18 protein-coding genes and 1 pseudogene are annotated in these 26,531 nt (G+C 72.2%); 11 read left to right on the top strand and 8 right to left on the bottom strand.

The genetic code is table 11. The annotated features are described in order from the left end of the window. Positions 1 to 76 precede the first annotated feature (76 nt). Together leuS and EIY87_RS17750 are read right to left on the bottom strand one after the other, a co-directional pair. The gene (gene leuS / locus EIY87_RS17745) at positions 77 to 2,917 is read right to left on the bottom strand and encodes a leucine--tRNA ligase (protein ID WP_125309291.1); all 2,841 of its coding nucleotides are present in this window, start codon (positions 2,915 to 2,917) and stop codon (positions 77 to 79) included. 153 nt (positions 2,918 to 3,070) lie between these two features. Next, a complete protein-coding gene (locus tag EIY87_RS17750; protein ID WP_125309293.1) occupies positions 3,071 to 4,231 on the bottom strand; it encodes an esterase-like activity of phytase family protein in 1,161 nt (386 codons plus the stop codon). Positions 4,232 to 4,296: 65 nt separating this feature from the next. Here EIY87_RS17750 and EIY87_RS17755 point away from each other — a divergent pair, with 65 nt between their 5' ends. After that, positions 4,297 to 4,716: an SdpI family protein gene (locus EIY87_RS17755; RefSeq protein ID WP_125309295.1), complete on the top strand. Its 420-nt coding sequence runs from the start codon at positions 4,297 to 4,299 to the stop codon at positions 4,714 to 4,716. Positions 4,717 to 4,728: 12 nt separating this feature from the next. Here the strand turns inward: EIY87_RS17755 and EIY87_RS17760 are convergent, their stop codons facing one another. Beyond that, the gene (locus EIY87_RS17760; protein WP_191984135.1) at positions 4,729 to 5,310 is read right to left on the bottom strand and encodes a YqgE/AlgH family protein; all 582 of its coding nucleotides are present in this window, start codon (positions 5,308 to 5,310) and stop codon (positions 4,729 to 4,731) included. Between the two features lie 202 nt (positions 5,311 to 5,512). On the opposite strand from EIY87_RS17760, the gene EIY87_RS17765 reads away from it, so the two are divergent. From EIY87_RS17765 to EIY87_RS49390, 4 genes and pseudogenes are all read left to right on the top strand, one after another. Continuing rightward, complete coding sequence (locus tag EIY87_RS17765) at positions 5,513 to 6,805, top strand: MFS transporter (RefSeq protein WP_191984136.1); 1,293 nt, start codon at positions 5,513 to 5,515, stop codon at positions 6,803 to 6,805. Between the two features lie 142 nt (positions 6,806 to 6,947). Continuing rightward, entirely contained in the window at positions 6,948 to 7,484 is a 537-nt protein-coding gene (locus EIY87_RS17770) for a YbaB/EbfC family nucleoid-associated protein (RefSeq protein WP_125309297.1), read from the top strand. Then, the gene (locus EIY87_RS17775) at positions 7,484 to 7,807 is read left to right on the top strand and encodes a WXG100 family type VII secretion target (protein ID WP_125309299.1); all 324 of its coding nucleotides are present in this window, start codon (positions 7,484 to 7,486) and stop codon (positions 7,805 to 7,807) included. Before EIY87_RS17770 ends, EIY87_RS17775 begins: the two co-directional genes overlap by 1 nt. A 15-nt stretch (positions 7,808 to 7,822) precedes the next feature. Next, positions 7,823 to 8,200 (top strand): annotated as a pseudogene (locus tag EIY87_RS49390) (WXG100 family type VII secretion target); the annotation flags it as partial. Here the strand turns inward: EIY87_RS49390 and EIY87_RS17780 are convergent. The 3 genes from EIY87_RS17780 to EIY87_RS17790 form a co-directional block, all read right to left on the bottom strand. Continuing rightward, a complete protein-coding gene (locus EIY87_RS17780; RefSeq protein ID WP_125309301.1) occupies positions 8,107 to 8,376 on the bottom strand; it encodes a hypothetical protein in 270 nt (89 codons plus the stop codon). The pseudogene EIY87_RS49390 and the gene EIY87_RS17780 sit on opposite strands and share 94 nt — an antisense overlap. 1,066 nt (positions 8,377 to 9,442) lie before the next feature. Beyond that, complete coding sequence (locus EIY87_RS17785) at positions 9,443 to 10,483, bottom strand: hypothetical protein (RefSeq protein ID WP_125309303.1); 1,041 nt, start codon at positions 10,481 to 10,483, stop codon at positions 9,443 to 9,445. Between the two features lie 444 nt (positions 10,484 to 10,927). Next, positions 10,928 to 11,485, bottom strand: coding sequence for a hypothetical protein (locus tag EIY87_RS17790; RefSeq protein ID WP_125309305.1), 558 nt, complete (start codon positions 11,483 to 11,485; stop codon positions 10,928 to 10,930). 6 nt (positions 11,486 to 11,491) lie between these two features. Here EIY87_RS17790 and EIY87_RS17795 point away from each other — a divergent pair, with 6 nt between their 5' ends. From EIY87_RS17795 to EIY87_RS17820, 6 genes are read left to right on the top strand one after another with little or no spacing between them, the layout of a single operon-like run. Continuing rightward, the gene (locus tag EIY87_RS17795) at positions 11,492 to 15,289 is read left to right on the top strand and encodes a toxin glutamine deamidase domain-containing protein (RefSeq protein WP_404800052.1); all 3,798 of its coding nucleotides are present in this window, start codon (positions 11,492 to 11,494) and stop codon (positions 15,287 to 15,289) included. Beyond that, on the top strand, positions 15,289 to 15,735 hold the full coding sequence (locus tag EIY87_RS17800; protein WP_125309309.1) for a hypothetical protein: 447 nt from the start codon (positions 15,289 to 15,291) through the stop codon (positions 15,733 to 15,735). The genes EIY87_RS17795 and EIY87_RS17800 overlap by 1 nt, the downstream gene beginning before the upstream one ends. Beyond that, a complete protein-coding gene (locus EIY87_RS17805) occupies positions 15,732 to 17,147 on the top strand; it encodes a TNT domain-containing protein (RefSeq protein WP_191984137.1) in 1,416 nt (471 codons plus the stop codon). The genes EIY87_RS17800 and EIY87_RS17805 overlap by 4 nt, the downstream gene beginning before the upstream one ends. Continuing rightward, positions 17,148 to 19,391, top strand: a complete 2,244-nt coding sequence (locus tag EIY87_RS17810) for an ADP-ribosylglycohydrolase family protein (protein ID WP_125309311.1) — start codon at positions 17,148 to 17,150, stop codon at positions 19,389 to 19,391. A gap of 16 nt (positions 19,392 to 19,407) precedes the next feature. Continuing rightward, entirely contained in the window at positions 19,408 to 22,449 is a 3,042-nt protein-coding gene (locus tag EIY87_RS17815) for an ADP-ribosylglycohydrolase family protein (RefSeq protein ID WP_125309313.1), read from the top strand. A gap of 36 nt (positions 22,450 to 22,485) precedes the next feature. Beyond that, a complete protein-coding gene (locus EIY87_RS17820) occupies positions 22,486 to 24,393 on the top strand; it encodes a TNT domain-containing protein (RefSeq protein ID WP_125309315.1) in 1,908 nt (635 codons plus the stop codon). Here EIY87_RS17820 and EIY87_RS17825 read toward each other — a convergent pair. Together EIY87_RS17825 and EIY87_RS17830 are read right to left on the bottom strand one after the other, a co-directional pair. Then, entirely contained in the window at positions 24,380 to 25,231 is an 852-nt protein-coding gene (locus EIY87_RS17825) for a class I SAM-dependent methyltransferase (protein WP_125309317.1), read from the bottom strand. The two genes, EIY87_RS17820 and EIY87_RS17825, sit on opposite strands and share 14 nt — an antisense overlap. A gap of 13 nt (positions 25,232 to 25,244) precedes the next feature. After that, positions 25,245 to 26,519: a sensor histidine kinase gene (locus EIY87_RS17830; protein WP_125309928.1), complete on the bottom strand. Its 1,275-nt coding sequence runs from the start codon at positions 26,517 to 26,519 to the stop codon at positions 25,245 to 25,247. Positions 26,520 to 26,531: the final 12 nt, after the last annotated feature.

The raw sequence follows: 26,531 nt of genomic DNA on the forward strand, positions 1-26,531 counted from the left end.
CGATCGAGCCGTTTTCGTTGACAGCTCAATCAAATCGGGAACGCCGAAGAACTACCGGCGGCTTTCCGACAGCGCGCTAGAGGACGATGTTGACCAGCCGCCCCGGCACCACGATCACCTTGCGCGGCGAGCCGTCGCCGACCATCGCCGCGACCTTCTCGTCCGCCAGCGCCGCCGCCTGGACGTCGTCGGAAGACGCCGAAGCCGCGACCGTCACGCGGGAGCGAACCTTGCCGTTGACCTGGATCGGGTACTCGACGGAGTCCTCGACCAGGTACTTCTCGTCCACCACCGGGAACGGCCCCTGCACCAGCGAGTCCGCGTGGCCCAGCCGGTGCCACAGCTCCTCCGCCAGGTGCGGGGCCAGCGGCGCCAGCATCAGCACCAGCGGCTCGGCCAGCTCACGCGGCGTCGACGCGGCCGCGCCGTACACCTTGGTGACGTGGTTGTTCAGCTCGATCAGCTTCGCGCCGGCCGTGTTGAACCGCATCTCCGCGTAGTCCTCGCGGACACCCGCAATAGTGCGGTGCAGTGCCTTGCGGTCCGCCTCCGAAGCGTCCTCATTGGACACTCGCAGCTCGCCGGTCGTCTCGTCGACGACCAGGCGCCACAGCCGCTGCAGGAACCGGTGCGCGCCGACGACGTCCTTGGTCGCCCACGGGCGCGACATGGCCAGCGGGCCCATCGCCATCTCGTAGAACCGGAACGTGTCGGCGCCGTAGTTCTCGGCCATCTCGTCCGGCGTGACGACGTTCTTCAGGCTCTTGCCCATCTTGCCGTACTCCTGGGTGACTTCCTCACCGTTGTAGAAGTACTTGCCGTCGCGCTCCTCGACCTGCTCGGCCGGGACGTAGACACCGCGCGAGTCGGTGTACGCGTACGCCTCGATGTAGCCCTGGTTGAACAGCTTCCGGTACGGCTCCTTGGACGTCACGTGCCCCAGGTCGAACAGCACCTTGTGCCAGAACCGCGAGTACAGCAGGTGCAGCACCGCGTGCTCGACACCACCGACGTACAGGTCGACGCCGCCGGTGTCGTCCGCGCCGTACTCGCCGGGCCGCGGGCCCATCCAGTACTGCTCGTTCTCCGGCGCGCAGAACGTCTCGGCGTTGGTCGGGTCCAGGTAACGCAGCTGGTACCAGCAGGAACCCGCCCAGTTCGGCATCGTGTTGATGTCGCGGCGGTACTTCTTGACGCCGTCGCCCAGGTCCAGCTCGACCTCGACCCAGTCCGTCGCGCGTGCCAGCGGCGACGACGGCGTCGAGTCGCGGTCCTCCGGGTCGAACGTCACCGGCGAGTAGTCGGCGACCTCCGGCAGCTCGATCGGCAGCATCGACTCCGGAACGGCGTGCACCTCGCCGTTTTCGTCGTAGACCACCGGGAACGGCTCGCCCCAGTAGCGCTGGCGCGAGAACAGCCAGTCGCGCAGCTTGTACTGGACGGTCCCGGTGCCGGCGCCCTTCTCGGCCAGCCAGTCGATGATCGTCTTCTTGGCCTCGGCGACGTCCATGCCGTCCAGGAAGCCGGAGTTGATCGCCGGGCCGTCACCGGTGAACGCCTTGCCGTCGAAGCCTTCCGACGGCTGCACGGTCCGGATGATCTCCAGGCCGAACTTCTCGGCGAACTCCCAGTCGCGGACGTCCTGGCCGGGCACGGCCATGATCGCGCCGGTGCCGTAGCCCATCAGCACGTAGTCGGCGACGAAGATCGGGATCTGCTTGTCGTTGACCGGGTTCGTCGCGTACGCGCCGGTGAAGACGCCGGTCTTCTCCTTGTTCTCCTGCCGGTCCAGCTCGGACTTGCGCGACGCGGCGACGCGGTACTCCTTGATGGCGTCGGCGGGCGTCGCGGCACCGCCGGTCCACCGGGAGTCGACGTCCTCGGGCCACGACGCCGCGGTCAGCTTGTCGACCAGCGGGTGTTCCGGCGCCAGCACCATGTAGGTGGCGCCGAACAGCGTGTCCGGGCGGGTCGTGAAGACCTCGATCGCGTCCTCGCCGGACTTGAACGTGACGCGGGCGCCGTGCGAGCGGCCGATCCAGTTCCGCTGCATGGACTTGACCTTCTCCGGCCAGTCCAGCAGGTCCAGGTCGTCGACCAGGCGATCGGCGTACGCGGTGATCCGCATCATCCACTGCCGCAGGTTGCGGCGGAAGACCGGGAAGTTGCCGCGCTCGCTGCGGCCCTCGGCGGTGACCTCTTCGTTCGACAGCACCGTGCCCAGGCCCGGGCACCAGTTGACCGGCGCTTCGGAGATGTACACCAGCCGGTGGTCGTCGATCACCTTCTTCCGCTCGGACGCGCTCAGCGCCGCCCAGTCACGGCCGTCCGGCGTCGGCCGCGAGCCGTCCGCGAACGCGGCTTCCAGCTCGGCGATCGGCCGCGCTTTGCCCGCCTCCGTGTCGTACCAGCTGTTGAAGATCCGCAGGAAGATCCACTGCGTCCAGCGGTAGTACTCGGGGTCGATCGTGGAGATGCGACGGCGTTCGTCGTGGCCCAGGCCCAGGCGCCGGATCTGGCGCAGGTAGGTCCGGATGTTCTCCTCGGTCGTCTTGCGCGGGTGCTGCCCGGTCTGGACCGCGTACTGCTCGGCCGGCAGGCCGAACGCGTCGAAGCCCATCGTGTGCAGCACGTTGCGCCCGATCATCCGGTGGTAGCGGGCGAAGACGTCGGTGCTGATGAAGCCCAGCGGGTGCCCGACGTGCAGGCCGGAGCCCGACGGGTACGGGAACATGTCCTGGACGAACAGCTTGTCGCTGGGCACCTGCTGCCCCTCGACGGCGAGCGGCCCGACGGGGTTGGGCGCGTGGAAGGTGCCCTGGTCGGCCCAGTGGTCCTGCCAGCGCTGCTCGATCTGACCCGCCAGCGCGGCCGTGTAGCGGTGCGCCGGGACGTCGGTCCCTGTCGCCTCAGTCATGACGTCTTCCTCCGTCGGAGCCACTCCAGAAACAACTCGACCCCTCAGCCACCAGGGCATGAGGGGTCGCCGCGCCGGCCGGGCCGGGCCCGGTCAGCGCGGCAGGCTAAGGAGCAGCCGAGCCGTGTTCATGTGCACATCGTAACTTGCTGGTCAAAGCCGTTCGGAGGGGACCGCCAGTGCGACGAACTGGGTGACCTGCGTCGCGGAGAAGTTGTTGTCGCTGACCAAGATCAAACTGCGCTCGCCGTTCGGCAGCTTCGGACCCCAGGTCATGCCCTCGAGGTTGTCTACAGTGGACAACCCGAGGTCGGCCGCGTCGAAGAGGAACCGCTTCTTCACCGGCTTGACGTGCTTGGCGCCGGCCAGGGACCTGACGTTCAGGACGTTCGTGGCGCCGCTGGTGTCGATCTCGTAGACGCGCACCTTGTTGCCGACGCCGGTGCTGAACGAGCGCTCCATCATCAGGAACTTCGTCGGGTCGGCCTGGTCGACCGCCAGCATCGAGGACACGCCGGTCGTCGCGAACGCCGTCGGCGGCACCGGCGCGGCGAACAGCGGCTCCTGCGGGTAGGCGTACTGGGCCAGGACCGGCCCGAAGCGCGACTGCAGGGTGATCCTCGAGAGCGCGCCGGACGTCGTGGTCGCCTCCGGGCCGTCCTGCAGCAGCGGGCCCTCGACTTCACTGGCGATCAGCGAACCGAACCCGGCGAACGTGAGGCCCTCGAGGACCAGGTTCTGCCGCGGCCCGGCCGTCGGCGTCATCTTCTCGTTCGCGGGGATCGGCAGGTCGCGGACGTATTTCCCGTCGCGGCGCGCCTCGCGGATCGACGGGTCGATCAACGTCGTCGCGGTGCGCTCGCCCTCCTGCGACCAGTAGTAGCCGCCGCTCCACGGGTCGACGCGCAGCTCTTCCGGGTCGATCGTCTGCTCGTTCTGCGGCTTCGAGGGGTCGTTCTGCGTGAGCGGCGGGTACGGCGTGCCGTCGGGGCGCAGGAGCGGCTTCGTCCCCGTGAGGGTGACCGGGCCGACGCCGTCCGCGGACACCGGGAAGGTCGCGGTGTAGAAGCGGGCCGGGTTGATCGCCGACCGGTCGTCGCAGATCAGCGCGTAGCCGCCGGTCCGGGGGTCGTAGTCGATGCTGGACAGGCCGCCGACCGTCGTGCCCTGGAACTGCAGGGCGTTCGGGACGATCGTTTCGCCGAGCAGCCGGACGGGCCGCTGGTGACTCTCGGTGGCACTCGCCGGCGCCGCGGCGAGGATTCCCCCGATCAGGGCAGCGGTCAGGACGGTGGGCAGTACACGCGGTGACATGGCCTGTAGCACAGTCGATCAGGGTATCCGGCAGGTTGCCGGGACGTCACGCTTATCCTTGACCGGTGTTCGCTATCGCGCTGGTTCCGGTCGTGCTGGGTCTGCTCGTCGGTTTTGGTGGGTTCCTCGGGTTCCGCGAGCGCTTGACGCGCGAGGGCGGCACCGGAGTGCGCACGGAAGCGGCGTTGCGCAGCGAAGAAGCCTTCAAGCTGGCCAACCGCGTCGCGGGCCTGCCGACCATGGCCGGGGGCGCGATCGCCGTGCTCTCCGGGCTGGCCGGGCTGGCCATGCCGACGACCGGCGGCCTGATCTCCGCCGCGCTCGCGGGCATCCTCGCCATGGTGCTGCTGGTCATGGGCGGTGGCGTGCTCGGCAACCGGGCCGCGCTGACCGTGCCCGCGTCGGCTCCGGCGGCGCCCGCCGGCTGCAGCGGCTGCGCGTGCGGCGCCGGTGGCTGCGGTGTCTTCAAGAAGGAAGACGCCTAGTTTTCGAATGTCTCAGTTCCGCTGGAGGTCGCCCGGGTGGGTGGCCAGCAGCGCGAGCGGGATGCCCTGGCGGCGCAGCACCTGGCTCCACAGGTCGCCGTGGGGCGAGGCCAGGATGTCGCTCGGCAGCGCGGGCACGATGACCCAGTCCTCGCGCTCGATCTCGCCCGCCAGCTGCCCCGAGTCCCAGCCCGCGTAGCCGGCGAAGACGCGCACGCCGCGGACCTTCGGGACCAGCGCCTCGGGGTCGGTGTCCAGGTCGACCAGCGCGACCGGCCCGCGGACCGCGATCACGCCCGGCACGCTCGCCGCCGTCTCGCCGGTGCGCAGCGCGGCCAGGCACAGCGCCGTCTTCTTCTCGACCGGACCGCCGACGAACACCGCCTGCGGCTCGGCGACGTGCCCGCCCCAGTTGGGCAGCACGTCGTGCACGGCGACGTCGCTCGGCCGGTTCAGGACCACGCCGAGCGTGCCTTCGTCCCGGTGATCGATGACGAACACCACGGTCCGCTTGAAGTTGGGGTCGACCATCGTGGGGGCGGCGACCAGGAGCGTTCCCGGCTCAACCTCGGCGTCCGCTGGCACGCGACCCATGATCTCACCTTCGGCCCGGCGAATTACTTCGGCTCGGGAACAATCGCCCCAAGAGCCTCGTTTGAAACAGTGGTCGGCGCACTCCGTGTCCCCCGGGCTCACTGAAGAACCGCCTTTGTGGAATACCGTCCGGCTGGAGCCACACTGCGCATAGCCGCCGAGAGGCGACCTCAGTGCGTCGACCACCTACTACTCTGGCTCCGTGACGATCAGCGCCGGTGCCGAGACCAGCCGACAGGGCCCCCGGGAGCTGTTGAAGGACCCGGACTTCCGGCGTCTGCTCTTCACCCGCTTCGCCGCCAGCTGGGGCGACGGCGTCTTCCGCGCCGGGCTCGCCGGAGCCGTGCTGTTCAACCCCGAGCGCGGCGCCAACCCGCTGGCCATCGCCGGCGGGTTCGCCGCGTTGCTGCTTCCGTACTCCGTGGTCGGGCCCTTCGCGGGCGCGTTGCTGGACCGGTGGGACCGCCGTCGCGTCCTGATCTTCGCGAACCTGCTCCGCGGGCTGGCGATCGTCGCCGCGTCCGCCGCTGTCGGACTCGGGTTCGGCGGGCTCGGGCTGTTTTCGCTGGCACTGGCCGCGGAAGGCATCTCGCGCTTCATCGGCTCCGGGCTTTCGGCGTCGCTGCCGCACGTCGTGCGCGCCGAGAGCGTCGTGACGGCGAACGCCTTCGCGACGACGCTCGGGTCCGTGGTCGCCGTCATCGGCGGCGGGTGCGCGATCGGCCTGCGCGCGCTCTTCGGCGGCGACGACGTCGGATCGGCCGAGACCACCGCGTTCGCCGTCGTCGGCACGCTGGTCTCGGCGTTCATCGCGCGCGGGTTCGCCAGGGGCGTGCTCGGCCCGTCCGTGGTCGACGAGCCGACGAACCCGGTGCTGGCCGTCGCGCGCGGGCTGGCGGACGGCGCCCGCCACGCCTGGCGCGCGCCCAGCGTCACGGCCGGGTTTCTGGCGCTGTTCGCGCACCGGGCGTCGTTCGGGGTGTCGCTGCTGGTCACCGTGCTGCTGATGCGCAACTACTTCACCGACCACGGGCTCTTCCGCGCCGGCCTGCCCGGGCTGGGGCAGATGGCCGCGCTCGCCGGCACCGGCCTGCTGCTGGCCGGGCTGCTGACCGCGCGGCTCATCCGCAGGTTCGGCCGGCTGCGCGCGGTGCTCGGCTCGCTGCTGCTGGCGGCGATCGCGCAGTCCGCGCTGGGCCTGCCGATGGTGCTGCCGCTGGCGCTGCTCGCGTCGTTCGTGATCACCGGGGCGGGGCAGGTGCTCAAGCTCTGCGTCGACTCGTCGATCCAGCTCGACGTCGCCGACGAGGCACGCGGCCGGGTGTTCGCGCTGTACGACACGCTCTTCAACATCACGCAGGTCGCCGCGGTGTCACTGGCCGCGCTCGTCGTGCCGGACGACGGCCGCGCGCCGGGCCTGCTCATCGCCGCGACGGCCTGCTACCTCGTCGGCGGGGCCGGGTACGCGCTGGCCCGGCGGCGCGCGATTCGCTGACGCAAAGACCCGAACCGGTCACGATGACTGCTCCATTGGCATTAGGGTGACGAGCGATCATTAGTAGGTTCGAGGGACACCGGGGGCACCTGTGACCACCGCGGGCGACGACCGTGCACGGCTCGAAGCACGCAATGCCGCGATGAAGGACCAGATGGACACCCTCCTGGAGAACTTCGAGCGGCAGACCGCGCAGCTGCGCGACGCCCAGGCCGCGGCCGCCGAGACCACCGCGCAGGTGAGTTCGCCCGACGGCCTGGTCCGCGCCACGATCGACGCCGGTGGCAGCCTCGCGAAGCTCGAATTCGCGCCGACCACCTTCGAGCGCACGACTCCCGCACAGCTCGCGAACACCGTCCAGACGTTGGTGCGGCAAGGGTCGCTGCAGGTCAAGCAGAAGATCGCGGACCTGATGGCGCCGATCACCGAAGGGCTGCCGGACCTCGCCGACCTGGTCGAGGGCGCGCCGTCGCTGGCCGGGCTGGTACCGCAGATCCCCGAGTTCGTCGAGGAAGAAGCGCCCGCGCCGCGTCCGGAGTCGTTCGAAGACGGCGGTTCGATCCTGCGCAACGAGCAAGCGCCCCCGATGCCGGCCCCGAAGCCGGCCCCCAAGCGCGTCCGCCCGCCGCGGGACGACGACGAAGAGCCGCCGTCGTCCTGGATGACGAGGGGTGACTGATGCCGGAGGGGGGATCCGGCTTCACCGCGGAACCCGACGCGGTCCTGCGCGCGTCGAACGGCCTGGTCACGGCCGCGGACGGACTCGACAACGCGGTCAAGGCGCTGCAGAGCGCGCTCGCCGCGCAGGGTGAGTGCTGGGGGACCGACGACTCCGGCAAGGAGTTCGCGAAGGACTACGTGCCGGGCGCGCAGGGCGCCGTCGAAGGGTTCACCAACCTCGTGCAGGGGCTGCGGGGGATGCAGCAGAACGTCGCCAAGTCGATGAAGGCCCTCTCGGGTGCCGACGAAGACGTGACGTCCCAGCTGAGCAAGGGGCATTGACGCGTGGGTATGGAGATGCCCGACGCGGTCAAGTGGCTGCTGCCGATCGTCGTCGGGGAGAGCTGGCCCGAGGGCGACGAGACCAAGCTGCGCGCACTGCGCGACGCGTGGCACACGGCGTCGACGGCGATCGCGCCGGCGTCCGAGGCGGGCAACCAGGCAGCGTCCGGCATCCGCGACAACTGGACCGGCGACGGCGCGGACGCGTTCGCCGAGCAGTGGAAGAAGTTTGTCGAGGGCGACGAGGCGTACTTCAAGCAGCTGGCCGACGCGGCTCGGGCGCTGGGTGATTCGTGTGATCAGACGGCGTTGGACGTCGAGTACACGAAGTACATGATCATCATCTCGCTGATCGTGCTGGCCGCCCAGATCGCGGCGATGATCGCGGCGGCGGCGGTCACGTTCGGCGGCTCGACGGCGGGGATCGCGCCGGCCCAGATCGCGACGCGGATGACCGTGCAGATGCTGTTCCGGCAGCTGCTCGAGAAGCTGGCGCAGCAGGGGTTCAAGCAGGTCGCGAAGGAGCTGCTGGAGAAGCTGCTCAAGCAGGGCCTCAAGAAGATCGGCATGGAGGTCCTCAAGAACGAGGCCATCAACCTCGGCATGGACGCGGGTATCCAAGGCCTGCAGATGGCGAAGGGCGACCGCAAGGACTGGGACTGGTCGAAGACCTCGGACGCGGCGATCTCGGGCGCGGTCGGCGGCGTCGTCGGGGCGGCTTCGGGGTCCATCGGGCGCGGGGCGACCGAGGGGTTGTCGCACAGTGCCGGTGGACAGGTCGCGGACGCTGCCATGCGGGCGGGGGCGCGGGGCGCGGTCGAGGGCGTCGCGCAGACGGTCGGGCAGGCGGCGGTTACCGGGGATCTCGGGTCGTTGACGCCGGAGCAGCTGCTGATGGGCGCTTCGAGCGGGGCGGTCGGGGGTGCGGTTGGCGGGGCGAAGGAGCAGCTGCACTCGGTTCACGAGGCGAACATTCCGCGGGCGGAGCCTGATTCGGGGTCTGATTCTGGGTCGGGCTCGCGTGGGGAGTCGGAGGGGCGGGAGTCCGCGCCCGAGGGGCGGTCCGAGTCGGCGGGTCGGTCCGAGTCGGCGCCTGAGTCGGGTGGCGAACAGGCGCGGGGGGAGTCCGCGCCTGAGTCGCGGGGTGAACGGCCTCAGCAGGAATCTGCGCCCGAGTCTCGGGATGAACAGTCGCGGCACGAGTCGGGTGGCGAACAACCTCGGCAGGAGTCCGCGCCAGAGACGCGCGGCGAACAGGCGCGGCAGGAATCTGCGCCCGAATCGCGGGCCGAACAACCTCGGCAGGAATCTGCGCCTGAGCCTCGCGGCGAACAACCTCGGCCGGAGTCGGCGCCGGAGACGCGAAGCGACCAGCCCGAGGCTCGGCGAGAGTCCGCACCCGAGTCCGGTGGCGAACAGCCGCGGCAACAGTCCGCGCCGGAGACACGGGGCGAGGCACCCGAACCTCGGCAGGAGTCCGCACCTGAATTGCGGAGTTCCGAACCCGAGGTGCGTCGGGAGCAGCCGTCGTCCGCCCCCGCCGAGCCGCGGTCGGAACCCGAGGCGCGGAGCGCACCGGATCCTGAGCCGCAGCAACGCGCGGCGAGCCCGGCTCCAGTCGCCCACCAACCCGAGTCACATCGGGCAGCAACGGAACCCCAGGGCGGCTACGGCATGGCGCCGCCCCCGGACCTCGGCCGCCAGAGCGGCGGACGTCCGCTGGACAACGTCGGGGCAGCGGGTTTCACGGGCGGCCAGAGCCAGCCGTTCGCGGCCGATGCCGGACCGGCGCCGATCCAGGGCGGTGGGTCGCCACAGTCGCCGGGTGGGTTCACGCCGCCGCCCCCACCGCCGGGCATGCCGGCCGGCGGTCAGGGGTCGATGCCGTCTCGCGGTGGCGAGCAGCCGCGGATGGCGGATCCGCGCCGGATGATGCAGGGCGGGCAGCCGCCGCTGGCGGGGCCGCCGTCGGGGTTGCCAGGTGGGCAACGGACTGGTCGACCGCAACCGGGCGGCCCGGTTCCCCACGGTGGGCAGGCTTCGCGCGGCGGGCCGGGGGCGCACCCCGGTGGGCAGGCGGGCGGGCGGCCGCCGCATGCTGCGCAGTCTTTTCGGCAGGGTGGCCAGCCACCACACGGTGGGCAGCCGCACCGGCAAGGCCAGCCACCGCTCGGGCAACCGCACCAGCTCGGCGGGCAGCCACCACACAACGGGCAGCCACTCCAGCCGGGTGGCCCTGCCCCGCACGGTGGTCAGCAACCTCAGCCACCACACGGCGGGCAGCCACTCCAGCCGGGCGTCCAAGCACCGCACGGTGGTCAGCCACCCCAGCAAGGTCAGCCACCGCTCGGCGGGCAGCCACACCAGCAAGGCGGGCAGCCACCACACAACGGCCAGCCACCCCAGCAAGGTCAGCCACCGCTCGGCGGGCAGCCACACCAGCAAGGCGGGCAGCCACCACACAACGGCCAGCCACCCCAGCAAGGTCAGCCACCGCTGGGTGGACAGCCGCATCAGCAAGGTGGGCGACCGCCGCAGGGTGGGCAGGCCGGGGGGCCGCCGCGGCAGGGTGGGCCTGCTCCGCAGGATCCGCGGTGGTTGCTGCACGGTGGGCAGCCGCCGGTGCCGGGTGGGCCGGTGGTTCGTGGTGGGCAGCCGCAGGGCGGGCCGCCGCACAGCGGCGGGCCTCAGGGTGGGCCGCCGCGAGGTGGGGCTCAGGGTGGGCCGCCGCCGGTTGGGGGGCCGGTGCATCCTCGGGGGCCTGGTGGGCAGCCGCCGCAGGGTGGGGTGCCTCCGCATGAGCCGCGGCGGATGCCGCCTGTGGGTGGGCAGTGGCCTGCCGGGTATCCGAATCAGCCTCGGGGGCCGCAGGGGCCGGGGCCGCATCCTGGTGGGCGTCCGCCGATGCCGCCTCCGCCGGGTGGGCGTCCGCCGGTGCCTTCGCACGATCCTCGGGTGGGGCCGCCGCGTGGGCCGTTCGAGCCGCCTCGGCCGGTGCACCCGGGTGAGCAGCAACCGCCTGTCGCGCACGAGACGCGCGACGAGCAGCGCCCAGCCGCACCGGCGTCGGCCGAGCGCGCCGGTGTCGAGGCGACGGCTCAGCACACCGCTGAGCAGCGCTCAGTGGAGCCGGAAACCGGCACGCAAGAGCCGCGCGCCGGCGAGCAGCCAAACGCTCAGCACGCCACCGAACAACGCCCGGCGGAGCCGGAAACCGGCACGCGCGATCAGCGGTCGGCAGAACCGGAAACGGCTACCCGCGAACAACAGCCGCCTACCAGCGACGACTCGCCGGGCGCCGCGGAGCAGCCGACGGCCGAGCGTGCTGCGGAACAGCGCCCGACTCAGCCCGAAAACGCCACGCGCGAACAACAGCCGCCTACCAGCGACGACCACGGCACAGCAGAACCGCGCGCCGCGGAGGACCCGGCGGCTGAACAGCGCGCGGAAGAACCCGAAGCGCACGCCGGCGAAGAACACCGCGAAGCGACCGCGGAACAAGCACCCCGGCCCCACGAGCCCTACCTCGACGACGGTGACTTCCACACCGATGATCCCGCTGGGATCCGGCGGGTCGAGGACACCTTCATGGACTCCGGGCGCCAAAGCCTGGAAGACGGCGAGTGGCGGCACGAACAGGTCCGCCGCGAGGCGCTCGGCAAGCGCGACGAGCACCATCCCGGGATGTCCGACGACGGGGCTTTCGCCGTCCACGCCTACACGCGGTACGAGATGGTCGGGCCGCTCAACCGGGCGCTGCGGATGGGCGGTCCAGAGCTGGTCGACCTCGCCCCTCAAGCCGGGGCGCTCGTTTCCGGGCTGAACGAACTGCCGCCGCACGTCGGGACTGTTTCGCGGCGGGTGGACTTCGGGGGGAACCCCTCGCGGCTCGAGGCCTTCATCGCGCGGTTCCATGACGGGGCGCACATCACCGAGCCGTCGTTCCTCAGCTCCTCGAAGGTCGACGCCGATCACCCGCGCAGCAAGTTCCCCGGCGAAGTCGAGATGCGGATCCAGTCCAAGACCGGGCGCGACGTCGAGTCGATGGCCAGCATCGGGCACGAACGCGAGGTGCTCTTCAAGGCCGGGACGCAGTTCAAGATCACCGGCGTCGAAGAGGGGCCGGGGCACCCCAACCACAAGCCGAAGCCGGAGCCGGGGCAGCCGCACTACGTCGTGCACGCCGAGGAGATCGCGCCCGGGGATCCGCGGCACCTGGGGCCCGACGAGGCGCGGCAAGCCATCGAGCAGCGGCGGGCCGACGAGCGCGCCGACGAGGAACGCTTCCAGCGCGAGGCCGACGAAGAACTCGAGCAGTTCTACGCCGAGCACCCCGAGCTGCGGCCGGGAGACATGTCGAAGCTGACCGCCTTCGACGACCCGAACGCCACGCCGTTGCCCGAGCGGGTGCCGCCGGCGACCGGGGAGCCGGACGGCGGGTGGTCGCGGCTCGCCGAGCCGCTGGCGCCGGGTGGGCAGCCCGTGCTGCACGCCGGGTCGGTCGAGACCCCGCAGCAGCACGCGCGGCTCGTGCGGGACGCCGTTCCCGAGCTGGGCGCGGTCAACACCCGCAACCACTACGGCCCGGACGCCCTGCAGAACGGCTTCCGGACCAACGCCGCCGAGTCGATGGTCGCGTTCGAACGGCGGATGAACGGCGAGGACGTCGTCGCCGGGCCCGCTCGGCAGCAGAGTCTCGGCGAACTGGGCGAGCAGCTCGGCGGGCAGTGGCACGGCCGGGGCAGCTTCGACGACGTCGCCCGTGACCTCGGGGAACGTCCCGTCGGCGCGCGGACGGCCGTCGCCTTCGAGACGCCGAACGGCGAGACGCGGCTGGTCGCCGGCGTGCACACCGAGCACGGGGTGCTCTTCGCCGATCCCGTGACCGGGCGGCTCGCCGAGCTGCCGCACGACGCCACCGGCATCCACGCCATGCCGCTCGGGGGCGGGGACGCGCCGCCGGTGCACCACGAGGGCATCGCCGACCGGCTCAACCCGACGACCGAACGGGTGCCGCACGACGAGGGCTACCTCTTCGACGGCGAGCACCGGGGCACCCCGGCCGACCACGAGAGCATCCGCCGCGCGGTCGGTGACGAGGACATCTACCAGCAGATCCACGACCGCGCGCTGGACCGCCGGGACGCCGCGGGGCTGCCGCTCACCGACGAGGGCGCCGTCGCGCTGCACGGCTACACCCGCGGCGAGTACGCCTACGACGTCAACGAGGCCCTGCGGCGCGGCCCGGACCATCCCGGGTTCGACCTCGCGCACGAGAACACCCGCGCGATCGTGGACGGCCTCAACCAGGTCCCCCGCACGTCCGGGGAGAGCGTGCGCGGTATCGACGTCGGCGGCGATCCGCGGCTGGCCGAGCTGGTCGCCGGGCCGTACGAGCCGGGGGCGGTCGTCGTCGAGCCCGCGTTCTCGAGCGCGTCGATCAAGACCGGCGAGTTCTCGACGTCGAAGTTCGGCGACGACGTCGAGCTGCACGTCCGGTCGGACAACCTGCGCGACATCTCCAAGCTCGCCGAGAACCCGGGCGAGCGCGAGACACTTTCCCCGCCCGGCACCCAGCTCCTGGTGCACGAACGCCGGCTCGAAATCACGCCCGAAGGCCGCCGCAAGTGGGTCATCGAGGCCGAGGAGATCGGGCCGGGCCACCCGCGCTACCTCGATCCCGAGGCCGCGCAGCAGAAGATGGCCGAGCGGCGCGCGGAAAACGACCACAACGCGGCCGAGTTCGAACGCCGCAGGCAAGCCGCGCTGATGGAGCGGCTCAACGGCTTCGACGAGCCCGAGCACGTCGCGCCGTCGCCGGAGCAGCCGACCGTCCACGACACCGTCGACGAGACGCCGGCCGAGCCGGTGCCCGCCGCCGAGCCGGGGCCAGACTACTCGCGGCTGGCGCGCTCGACGAACCCGCCCGCCGAACCGGCCATCCACGCCGGCGGGACGACGCCGAGCGAGCGCGCGGCCTACGTCCAGGACCGGCACCCGCACCTGCGCGACGTCAACCCGGGCTTCCACCAGCCTGGCGCGCTCGAAAACGGGTACATGTCGAACTGCACGCGCGGTCCCGAGGCGTACATGGACCGCATGCGCGGTGGCGACATGACGGCCGAGCCGATCCTGCTGCACGAAATGGGCACCCGCGGCACGCTCGAACACCTCGAAGGCCGGTTCGGCGAGACGTTCTCCGCGCGCGGCAGCTACGACGACGTCATCCGCGAGCTGCGGGAACGGCCGCTCGACCACCACGCCGTGGTCGCCGTGAAGTACGACGGCCCGAACGGCGTCGTGTACGGGCACGTGGCGATGGTCGTGCACACCCGCGACGGCGTCGCGTTCATCGACCCGCAGTCCGGCGACCTCATGCACCTGCCGCAACCGCCGAAGAGCATCAAGCTGATGCACCTCGGCACGCCGGACGAGGTGCACCTCGGGTCCGACCACGTCACCGGCGACCACGGCGGGTACGGGACGGCGGCCCCGCACGACGCCTTCCTGGCCCGCGACGACGTCGCCGCGGCACTCGACGGGCACGCGTCGGCGGACTACATCCGCGAGCACCTCGGGCAGCACCCCGAGCTGATCCGGATCCTGAGCGAGCCGGGCAACGACTACCTGACCCGCTCGCTGCTGGACAACCCGAAGACCCTCGAAAGCCTGCTCAAGCACCCCGAGGCGATCCCGATCCTCGAGGACGCGGTCCACGAGGTGAACGAGCGCGGCTACAGCGTGATCGACGATGTCGAGCGGTCGGAGGTCGAGCCGTTCGACCCGACGCCGGAGCAGGCGGAGATCTCCTCGGACGTCGCGCAGATCGCCGACGGCGCCTCGGCGATCTCGCGGCAACACGGCAGCTTCGACCGAAGCCGGATCGGCGATCCGGAGTACTGCGAGCAATGGGTCGCCGAGGAACGCGAGCGCTGGCCCGAAACCCAGGGCACGCTCAACCGGATCACCGAGCGGATCGCGGGCGAAACGGATGGACACGCCGGGTTCCGCCCGGAGCCGAAGGACGACGTCCGGGCACTGGCGAAGATCGCGAAGCACGAGTGGAACGGCGCGAAGCTGACCGACCTGGTCGGCACCAAGATCCAGTTCGACCAGGTCGCGGACATGTACCGCGCACTGGACGCGGTGCGCAACGATCCCGAACTCAGGATCGTCGACTTCACGGACCGGCTGGCCGAACCGAAGGACAGCGGCTACCGGGACCTGCAGCTCAACGTCCGGCTGCCGAACGGGCACGTGGCCGAACTGCGGCTGCACCTGACGCACATCGACGAGGTGGCGTCGTACGAGCACGCGCTCTACGAGGTGCGCCGCGACTTCGAGACGTTCAGCAGGAAGGACGGGCGTGAAGGACTCCTTTCACCGGAGGAGGCGGCGCTCGCCGCGGCACTGACCGAACAGGTCCGAGGCCGTTTCGAGGAAGCGTTCCGGCGGGGACTGACATCCGAGGAGAACGGCTGATGGCCTTCCAGACCCCCATGTTCTACAAGTACTACTCCCAGACCTACCGGATCGACTCGACGCCCGAGGGCGGGTTGAAGGGCACCATCCTCAACCTCCGCACGGGGTTCTTCGAAGAGGACAGCAGTCACATCCGCGAGCTGATCTGGTCGACGACCGAGTCCAACATTCGCGGCCCCTTCGGCGAAGAGAAGTTCATCCGGGAGACCGAGGTCGAGCGGAACCAGTACCTGACCGGGGACGGCCCGATCTTCGCGCTCTACGAGACGATCAACGGGATTGACAACGCAGCCTTCCGGGAGGGACGCAACCGGACCGCGCAGGAGACCGCGCTGGTCCACGCGCTGCAGAAGCGCACCTTCAAGATGTGGGAGGACGAAGCCGCTCGGCGCGCGGCCGGGCAAGCGCCGACGTTCGAAGCGAAGCCGCGCTACCCGAGGCAATGATTCACGTGGAACAACGACTTTCGCCGGACGAGCAGCGCACCCTCCTGGTGCAGCTGGGAAAGCTCCTGCGCGACCACCGGGTGGACGCCGCCGGGCCCGCGGCCGTCGACTTCCGGCAGGTCGGGGCGCACCGCGAACTCGAAGGCCACAACGCGACGACGTCGGACGCGCTCGGCGAGCTCTTCGCCCAGCTGCGCAAGGGGATGTCCACCGAAGACCGCGGCACCTGGCTGCAGGCGCGCTTCACGCTCAACCCCGACGGCACGTTCGACTTCGACTTCGCCCGCGACGACGAGCCGGTGTGGACCGAGCCGCCGCCCGCGTCCGCCTACCCCGACGAGCTCGCCGCGTTCCCGCGCGCCGACGCGCACATCCCGGACTGGTGGCGGCTGCGCGCGCAACTACCGCTCGGCCTCGAGTTCCGGCACGCCGAGATCGGCGGCCCGGACGTCGAGCGGCCGCCGCTGACCGACACCGAGGTGCCGCTCGTGCTGCAGTACCTCGAACGCGAAGCCGTCGTGCACGAAGACGCCGACCAGCGCTTCCACACCGACGGCACCTGGATCTGGTCCGAGGCGGTGCCGCTCCTGCTCGCGAAGCACGGCGTTCCGCCCGAACCGGACCTGGTGGCGCACATCCGGCGCAACCACTTCCAGCCGCCGTACGTCGAGCCGCTGGTGCGGCGGACCGCCGAGGCGGACCTGCGGGGCGAGCCGCGGCCGAAGCCGGGCCGCGCGGACGTCAAGAAGACCGCCGGGGACGTCGCCGCCGAGCTGGAGACGACGCCGGATCCGAAACTGGCCGACGACGAGCTGCTGATCGTGCTGGTCCAGCGGCTCGGCGAGCACGGCGTCTGGCCCGAGGCCTACCGGGTCGGGGACCGCGCCGACGGCACGTGGTGCCTCAACTTCACGCCCGACGGCTGGGAGGTCGCCGCCTACGCCGGCGGGAAGCCGCGCGAGCCGAAGTACTTCGACCGGCTCGAAGACGCCGCGCAGCAGCTGCTGGGCGCGTTGCTCCTGCACCCGGCCCGGATGACCGCCGGCCACGAAACACCCCTCGAGACGGCCAAAGAGCTCGACGACTGGCCGGTGCACCCGGCTCCGGGTGAGCCTCCCCTCACCCTGCTCCGCAACAAGCGCATCACCCGGCTGGTGGCGGGTACGGTCGTCCTGCGCTTCGGCGAGGAACCCGGCAACCTCGTCCACCACGGGGAGGTACGGTTCGCCACGACGTCGCTGCCGCTGGAACGTGAGCGGGAACGGCGGAGCTACCGGCTGAGACGCCCGCTGCACGTGATCACCGGCATCACGGTTCCGTGGGCGAACCTGCCGGGTGGCGCGGTGGCCTTCGTGCTGCCGAAGCCGATCGCCGAGCACGAGTCCGACGGAAGCCTGGAGAGGATCGAGTAGGTGGAAGCGGCGGAAGCGATTGCCAAGGTCGGCCAGTGGCTGCGCGCGGTGCACGGCCCGGACGTCTCCGGTCCCGCGGGCCTGCGGGTGGACACCGAGAAGGTCCTGCGCATCCCCGAGGGCTGGTCGGTGCCCTACAACACCATCGCGTTCCTCGACGAGGGCCGGCCGGAGAAGGAGATCTTCCCGCCGCCGTCGGTCGTGGTCCGCGAGCCGGACGGCGAGCTGCGCCAGGCGCACCCGCACCCCGGCGGGCTGTCCGTGCCGGTGGCGTTCCCCGGCCAGGAGAACTGGCGCGAGGTCGTCGACCCCGAGTACGTGAAGGCCGGGCTCGGCGAGCTGGGCGTGCCGCTGCAGGCCGTCGCGGGCTGGGTGAAGGTCGACGCCGAGGGCAACCAGACCGGCGAAGAGCGCGAGAACCCCGAGTACAAGGCCGGGCCGATCCGCCGCGGCTACCCGAAGCCGGAAAACACCCTCGAAACGCTGCTGTCGTTCGGCAGCGTCGGCTGGCTGACCCGGGAGCTGCTGCTCATCGGGCTGATCCGCTGCGAGGTGTTCGTCCCGCTCGACCTGGAGACCGGCAAGACCGACCGGTTCTACTTCGCCGAAGAGCGCAACGAGCTCAAGGTGTTCAGCTCGACCCGGCACCTGCCCTCGCGCGAGCACGGCTGGTGGAAGGTCGACGTCGCCACGCTCGCCGAGTTCGAGCACCCGCCGAACCTGGTCATCAACGGCGGCCCGACGACCATCGAGGACGTCTCCAGCGGCGAGCTCGCGGAGATCGTCAAGCGGTTCCCGCGCCACGAACCACGCATCGACGTGCACGGCCGCTGCCCGGAGGCCGAGGAGGACCTGATCCGCGTCGCCGCCGACACCGCGTCGCGGATGGGGCTGCCGGACCCGGTGAAGCCGCCGCTCAAGGCGGCCGAGAAGGCCCGCCGCCGCGGCTTCGAGCTGACCGCGGAGGAGTGCGCGAAGACCGTGCTCGGCGAGTCCTGGCTGAAGCGGCTGCAGATGCCCGAGCCGCCGCGGAGCAAGCCCAACGACCTGCGCGCGAACGGCCTGGCCCCGGCCTACGACAACGCCGGGCGCACGGTGCCGCGGCTCGACACGTTCGGCAAGTACCCCGAGCGCGACCTCGACGGCTTCCGCTACGGCTGGCAGCGCGTCACGGGCGCGTACGTCGGCTTCGCGCTCGGCGAGGCCCTCGGCGCGGCCGTCGACCGGATGATGCTGCACGACATCCACGCGAAGTACGGCATCGAAGGCGTCACCGAGCTGCTGCCGGCGTTCGACCAGGTGGGCCGGATCGGCTCGCTGACGCAGCGGCTGCTGTTCTACACCGAGGCCGTGATCCGCAGCCCGCACCGCGAGCAGCCGGAGTCCCGCGAGGCCGAGCAGCTCTTCCCCGGCGTCGTCCGCGGGGCACTGCAGCGCTGGCTGCGCACCCAGGGCGCGCCGATGGAGAACGCGGACGGCTGGCTCGTCCAGGTCCCCGACCTGCACGCCCGCCGCGACGCCGACGACGCCGAGCTCAACGCCTACCACCAGCTCGCGACCGAGCCGGCCGGCGCGGCGCCGCTGACCGGCCCGGCCGCGCTGATCCCGGCGCTGCCCGCCGCGCTGACCATGGCCGGGCCCGGCAGCGGGTTCAGCGGCGGCGCGCGCCAGGCGGTGCGCGACCTCGTCGGCGTCACCCACCCGACCGAGCCCGACCTGGCCGCCGCGACCTACCTGACCTGGCTGTTCGAGCACGCGCTGACCAAGGAGGCGTTCAGCTTCCCGATCTGGAACCTCAGCCGCGAGGTGCTCAACCCGGACAACCAGTTCCAGCAGGGCCCGGAGTGGACGGCGATCGGGGACATGGTCGCCGAGTCGGTGCCGTTCTTCGGCGAGCACGGACTGCCTGACCTGCGGATGGCGGAGCTGATCGGCGACGGCCAGACGACGCTGTCGGTGCTCGGACGCGCCTTCGCCGCGCTGTCCGGCTTCGAGAACTACCCGGAGCAGGCGCTGCTGCGCGCCGTCAACCACTCCGGCCGCAGCGCCCTCACCGGTGCGCTCACCGGGGCCCTGCTGGGCGCGCGCACCGGGATCCCCGGGCTGCCGCAGAAGTGGGTCGACCAGCTGGAGCTGCGCTACCTGGTCGAGAACGTCGCTTCGGACGCCTACTGGCACTTCGACCGGCACTCGGCGCTGAGCGCGCAGGGTGACGCGTGGATCGAGCGGTACCCGCGGCATTAGCCCGAGGATGGGGAGAATGGAAGAACAGGAAGCCGTCGCTCGCGTGCGGGAGTGGTTGCGCACGCGACCGGGCGGTGACCGGCTGCGGATCCGGGACGAGTTCACCGTGCGCCGCCCGGACGGCTGGCGCTTCACGGTCAACGCGGCCGCCTACCTCGACGGCACCGACATCGGCGCCGGCCTGGTGCCCAGCCCGGTGGTGTTCGTGCCGGACGACGGCGGCGAGATCACGCTCGACCAGGAATCGATGGCGAGCACCCCGGCCGAGGACCAGTGGCGGCCCGACATCGACCCCGAGTTCGACGAGAAGGCGTTCCCGGACCTGCCGGTGCGGGCGATCCGCGGCTGGACCCGGCCGACCGGCGAGTACCGGGTCAACGAGCAGTACACGCCGGGCCCGGTCTGGCGCGGGTTCCCGGTGCCGGCGACGGACGCCGCGAAGCTGCTGAACTACCTGGCCGTGGGCTGGATCAGCCGCCCCGAGTTCGCGCGGGCGCTGCTCGACTGCGAAGTGCTGGTGCCGCTGCCGGACGGCGAGCCGCTGGTGCGGCCGGTGCCCGCCACCGGCGAACGCGAAGTCATCGCCTACAGCTCGTCGGCGCTGGTGCCCGGGCGCTACCCGCGCCGGTGGCGGGTGCCGGTCCGCGAGCTGCCGCCGTCCGCCGGGCTGACGCTCGACCCCGGCAGCGGGCTGGTCCGCAGCCTGACCGCGGCCGAGCTGGGCGCGACCGGCGAACGCGGCCCGCGGGTCGAGGAGCCCGCGCCGGAAGCCGGGCCCGCGGTCGCCGAGGCGCTGCCCGCGCTGGTCGAGGAGTTCGGCGTCGAGCCGCCCGACCTGCTCGAACGGCACCTGCGGTACGCGGTCAACCACGCCCGCGACCACCACTTCGAGCTGACGCCCGAGGAGTGCGTCCGCTACCTGCGCGGGTTCGCCTGGCAGTACCGCAACGGCGTCCGGCGCCGCGCGGGCCAGGCCCCGCAATGGCCCGCCGACCTGGGCGCGAACGGCCTGATCGCGCACGTCGGCGAGGACGCGCAGCCGCGGCCCGTGCCCTGGACGTTCGGGAAGTTCTCCGCCTTCGGCACCCCGGCCGGCCGCTTCGCGTGGCACCGGATCGTCGGCGCGTACGTCGGCTTCGCGATCGGCGACGCGCTCGGCGGCGGTGCCGACCCGGCCGGCCCGCTGCCGCTCGGCGGGCTGACGCGCCACCTGCTGTTCCACACCGACATCGTGCTGCGCGGCCTGCCGCCGGTGCCGACCGGCGAAGTCCCGGCCACGCTGCCCGAACCGGACCCGGTCGGCTGGCTCGCCGTCGCGACCCGGCACGCCGGCCCGCCGCCCGCGGAGTTCTCCGCGCTGCTGGCCACGGCGCTGGCCGCGACCCCGGCCGGCGCGGTCGCGCTCGCCGACGTCGACGGCGAGCGGTACGCGAAGGACGTCGCCCGCGAGCTGACCGGCAGCGGCGCCGGTGCCGAGGTCACCGAAGGCGTCGAGCTGCTGATCGCGGTGTTCCAGGCTCTGCTCACCCGCGACGCGTTCGCGCTGCCGGTGCACGTCCGCCTGCGGGAGCTGGGCGGCGACCTCGCCGAGTCGACGCTGGCGCTGCGCGAAGACCGCGACGCCGACGACGTCGCCCAGCTCGAAAGCATCGGCGACGGCCGCAGCGTGCGCTCGGTGCTCGGCCGCGCGCTGCTCGCCGCCGCCAAGCGCGGCTACGACCCGGCGGCGGCGATCACGCTCGCCGCGCGGTCCGGCCCGGTGGCCGGCGCCATCGCCGGCGCGCTGGTCGGCGCCCGGAGCGGCCTGCCCGGCCTGCCCTGGGTGACCTCGCTGCCCGACCTCGGGCTGCTGGAAGACATCGCGAGCGACGTCTTCTGGTACTTCAACCGCAACGGCCTCCAGACGGAGACCGTGGAACACGCGCGGTGGGAGCGCCGGTACCCGAGCGGCCGGTTCACCCCGCGGCCGAAGGGACCGGACATGCGATCGCGACTGCGGGGGAGCCTGCTGGCCGGGGCGATCGGCGACGCGCTGGGCGCGAAGACGGAGTTCGACTCGATCGACCGGATCCGCGAGATCGCGGGGCCGGCCGGGATCACCGACTTCATCCCCGCGTACGGCGGCGTCGGCCGGATCACCGACGACACGCAGATGACGCTCTTCACGCTCGAAGCGCTGATCCGGGCGCACGCCCAGCAGCGGAAGACCGGGTCCGCGGACGTCGTGCACTCGCTGCAGCTGGCCTACCAGCGCTGGCTGCACACGCAGGGCGTCGCGTGGGACCGGGCGCGCGGCCCGCAGTCGGCCGTCGAGGCGCCGGACGGCTGGCTGATCACCCACCAGGAGCTGTTCAGCCGCCGCGCGCCGGGCCTGACCTGCTTCGGCGAGCTCGAGGCGTACGGCCGCTCGGGCGTCCGCGGCACCATCGAGCGGCCGATCAACAACTCGAAGGGCTGCGGCGGCGTGATGCGGGCCGCGCCGGTCGCGCTGTGGTCGGACGACCTCGCCGAGGTGTTCCGGCTCGGTGCCGAGAGCGCGGCGCTGACCCACGGTCACCCGAGCGGGTATTTGTCGTCCGGGTGCTTCGCGGTGATCGTGCACGAGCTGCTCCGCGGCAAGCCGCTGCTCGACGCGGTCGCGACCGCGCGGGCCGAGCTGGTGAAGCACGCGGGGCACGAAGAGCAGAGCGATGCGCTCGACGCGGCGCTCGCGCTGGCCGAGCAGGGGCCGCCGACGCCGGAGAAGCTCGAATCGCTCGGCGCGGGCAACATCGGCGAGACCGCGTTGTCGATGTCGGTGTACGTCGCGCTGACCACCGCGGACGCCGACACGGCGCTGCTCGCGGCGGTCAACCACAGCGGGGACAGCGACTCGACCGGCTCGGTCTGCGGCAACCTCGTCGGCGCGATGTACGGCGAGGAAGCACTGCGGAAGAGCTGGCTGGAGCAGCTGGAACTCCGCGACGTCATCGTCGGCCTGGCGGACGACGCGATCACCGAATTCGGCCCGGGTGCGCCGGCCGACGACCGGTGGTTCGCTCGGTACCCGGTCGACTAAGTTTCCTGGGGTCACTGGGGCAGGGGAGGACAAAACGTGCGTTACCGGGTTGAGGTGGCCGAACGCCCGGACGGCCTGTACGCGACGTGGGGCGAGGGGACGTTCCGCGCGCAGCGGTCCACCACGGACGGCACCGTGCTGCTGTCCGTGCTGCCGGAGGAAGAGGCGCCGGACGGGTTCGACAAGGAGCACGACGGGCGGCCCGCGCGGGTGGTGCCGGCGAGCGAGGTGCCCTCGACGTTCACGCTGCGCACCTTCGCGGAGTACGACGGCGAGGTCTTCGAGGTCGCCCCGGGCGAGCGGCCCGAGCTGACCCTGCGCTGGGTCCGCGACGACGCCGTCCGCGCGGCTCAGCTGGGGCTGACCGACTTCTCGGTCACCGTGCCGGCCAAGCAGCTCACGGCGTTGTGGCAGACGCGGCTCGACTTCACCGAGGCACCGGAGGCCCGGCCGCGGCCGGGCGGCGACGACCAGAACGCGCTGCTGCGCGCGATCGGCCGGACGCTGCTGCACACCGTGCCGGGCGGCTGGTCGCGGGTCGGGGCGCAGTTCCGGCAGGTCGGCGACTACGCGGAGATCGAGGTCCGCGCGGTCGGCGACGAGGACGGCCCGGTGTCGGTGTCGCTGCCCGCGGTGCCCCGGCTCGGCGGGCTCTTCGCGCGGCTGCGCGCCGCCATGTTCCAGCCCGAGGCCGGCACCTGGTTCCAGGGCACGTTCACGCTCGACTCGGCGTCGTCGTTCGACTTCGACTTCGACGCCGACCGCGAGCCGGACTGGCGGGTGCCGCCCAACGACGGCGGGCGCCCGTCGACCGCCGCCTACGAGCTGGAGCTGGCGACCTACCCGCGCGCGCCGAAGCACATGCCGCCGTGGCTGACCGCGAAGGCCGGGCTCCCGCTGGACCTCGCGTTCCGCCTCGCGCGGGCCGCGGACGCGCACACCGAGGGCGAGCGCCCGGTGGTCAACCGGCCGCCGGTGCCGCCGGACCAGATCCGCGGGGTGCTCGACTACCTGTTCCGCTCGCCGGTCGCGCTGCACCGGCCCGCGCCGCTGCCGGACATCTTCGGCGCGCCGGGCGCCAAGCCGGACGTGCCGAACGCGTTCCACACCGACGGCACCTGGATCTGGCCCGCCGCCGTGCCGCACTACCTGCGCAAGTACGGGGTGCCGCCGGAGCCGGAACTGGTCGAGCACATCCGGGCGGCCGGGTTCCGCCCGCCGTTCGTCGGCGAGCTCGTGCGCGCGACGGCGGAGGCGGAGGTCAACGGCTCGCCGCGGCCGGCGCAGACGCCCGCCGACCTGCCGGACGAGCGCGCGCTGACCCGCGTCGCCCGCGGTGAGCAGGTGCGGAACCTGCGCGGCGCGGAGACGCTGGAGCTGCTCCAGCAGCGGCTCGCCGAGCACGGCGTGCCGGCGGCCGCCTACCGGATCGGCGCGAACGAGGTGCCCGCCGAGGGTGTCTGGACGCTTCGCCGGGCCGAGAACGGCTGGGAGGTCTCACGGCCGCCGTTCGACGAGCCGGTGGCGTTCGGCTCGCTCGGCGACGCGGCCCGGTTCCTGCTCGGCGTGCTGCTGATGCTGCCGCCGCGCCCGGCCGAGGAGTCCGACCAGCCCGCCGACTGGCCCATCCTGCCGATGCGCGGCGAACCGCCGTTGAACTTCTACCGCGGCAAGCGCCTGATCACGCTCGCGCCGGGCACCACGGTCGTCCGGTTCGGCAACGAGACCGGCAACCTGGTGCACGCCGACGGCTCGCGGTTCGTCGAGACGTCGCTGGCGTTCGAGCGCGAACGCGAGAAGCGGCTGTACCGGGTGCTGCGCGGGGTGCGCGTGCTGACCGGCGTGACGGCGCCGTGGGGCGGGATGCCGGGCGGCGCGGTCGCGTACCTGCTGCCGCGGCCGCTCGCCCAGCACGTCGAGACGGGCGCGCTCAGCAGGCAGTGATCAGGACGGCGGGCGACCACCAGTAGTCGGCGAGCGGGGTGACGTCGACGTCGGTGAAGCCCGCCGTCTCGAGCTGCTCGACCCAGCCTTCGGCCGGTTGCTCCCAGTTCGTGCGCTCCTGCCCGGAGACGATCCCGAGCAGCACCGGCAGCAGGAAACCCTGCGCGACCAGGGAGGCGTCGTCGCCGTACTCGGCGACCCCGCGCTCGTAGCGTTCGACGAGCGAGCGCAGGTGCGCCGGCGAGCCTTCCTCGAACTCGGGGACGTCGAACTCGGCGATGACCAGCTTCCCGGTGCGCAGCTGCAGGGCGCGCAGCACGTCCGCGCGCTGCTCGGGCTCGATGGACTGCAGCGCGAACGTCGACTGGGCGAAGTCCCACCCGAGATCGTCGCGGGCCAGGAAGTCCTGGGCGGTCGACTGCCAGCACTGGGCCGAGGGCACCCGCTCGTGGACGCCGTCGAGCAGCGCGGCCGACGGCTCGACCAGGTCGATCCGCGCCGGGGTGTGCGCCGCCTGCTCCAGCGCGGGCACGACGGCGAGGCCGTCCCCGCAGCCCAGGTCGAGCAGCGATTCGGGCTTCTCGGCGTCGTAGCGCTCGGCGAGCGCGGCGCTCAGCGCCCGGTACAGGCCGACGTTGCCGCCACCGCGGATGAACGCCGTGAACGCGCCCGGCTGGTCGTACACCGGCGCCGAGCCGTCCCCGCCCAGGTAGGCCCGCAGTTCGTCGGCCAGCGAAGAGCCGGCGCGCCCGGCTTGGGCGGCGAGGGCGGCGGCCTGGTCGCGGTCACCGGCGCGGTGGGCGGCGAGGGCGTCGGCGAGCAGCTCGATCGAGGTCATGTCTCAGGGGATATCAGAACGGGACCCAGAGCGTCACTCGCGTGCCGCCCCCGGCGAGTCCCGATTCGACCCGCGAGGTCCCGCCGACCTCGGCCAGCCGCGCGGTGATGGACTCGCTGATGCCGAACCCGGCCGGGTGATCGGCGGCGCTGAAGCCGCTGCCGTGGTCGCGGGTGATCACCGCGATGCCGCCGTCGCGCTCCTCGACCCGGACCACCACCCGGTCGGTGCCGGAGTGCTTCATCGTGTTCCGCAGCGCCTCGCGCACGGCGTCGCGGATCGCGATCTGCCGGACCTCCGACAGCGTGTCGTCGTCCAGCTCCGCCACCACGAGCTGGGCGCGCAGGCCGTCGCGCGCCATCTCGGCGGCGAGCGCGGCGAGCTTCTCGCCCAGCGGCCGGGCCCCCGCCTCGGCCCGCTCGGACTTCGCAGTCTCGATCGTCTGCCGGATCTCCATCGCCTGCGCCCGCGCGAGCCGCTGGATCTCGACCAGCCGCTCTTCGGGGTTCGCGGTCCCGGACAGCGCCATCGCCTCGAGCGTCTGCAGCACGGTGTCGTGCAACATCCGGTGCTGCTGGGCGCGTTCGGCGAGCCGTCCGTTGCGGGTGCCGTACGCCAGCGCCAGCCGGGTGCCGAGGCCGGTCAGCAGCAGCGCGGCGGTGGCCAGGAACAGCTCCGCGAGCAGCACCGAGTACGTCGAGAACGCGGCGCCGACCTCGAACCGGCCGGTGTTGAGCCAGTTCGCGAGCATCCGCAGCGGGAAGCTCGCCAGCCCGAACACCAGCCCGCTCGGGACGCCCAGCGCGAGCGTCAGCAGCCCGGCCTCGCCGAAGAGGTGGACGCTGCTCACCGCGAGCGCGTCGAAGTAGCCGTCCGCCGGCACGGTCACGGCGAGGACGAGCGGCGAGAGCACGGTGAAGACCAGGTCGACGGCGAGGAGCTTTCCGGCGTCCCGGCCGCGGAACGGCGCCGAGCGGAACATCCAGCGGAGGCCGATCACGTTCAGCGCCACCGACAGCAGCGTGAACACCCCGACCGGCAGCAGCCCGGTCGAGCCGTGGTGGGCGGCGTAGACGCCGAACTGGCCGGGCACGGCGAGCAGCCGGTAGGCCAGCGGGATGAGCACGACGTACCGGGTGGCGCGCAGCAGCAGGCCGTCCCGCTCGCCCGGGTCGATCGGGCCGTTCATCCGCGAGATGCGCCGCAGCGCGTGCATCGGCGTGGGGTCGGCGATCTCGTCGGGCAGCTCGCTCGTGGCGGCGGCGATCGCGGGGGCGCCGCGGCGCATCAGCGCCACCAG

It is taken from the genome of Amycolatopsis eburnea, from assembly GCF_003937945.1.
Lineage (GTDB): Bacteria > Actinomycetota > Actinomycetes > Mycobacteriales > Pseudonocardiaceae > Amycolatopsis > Amycolatopsis eburnea.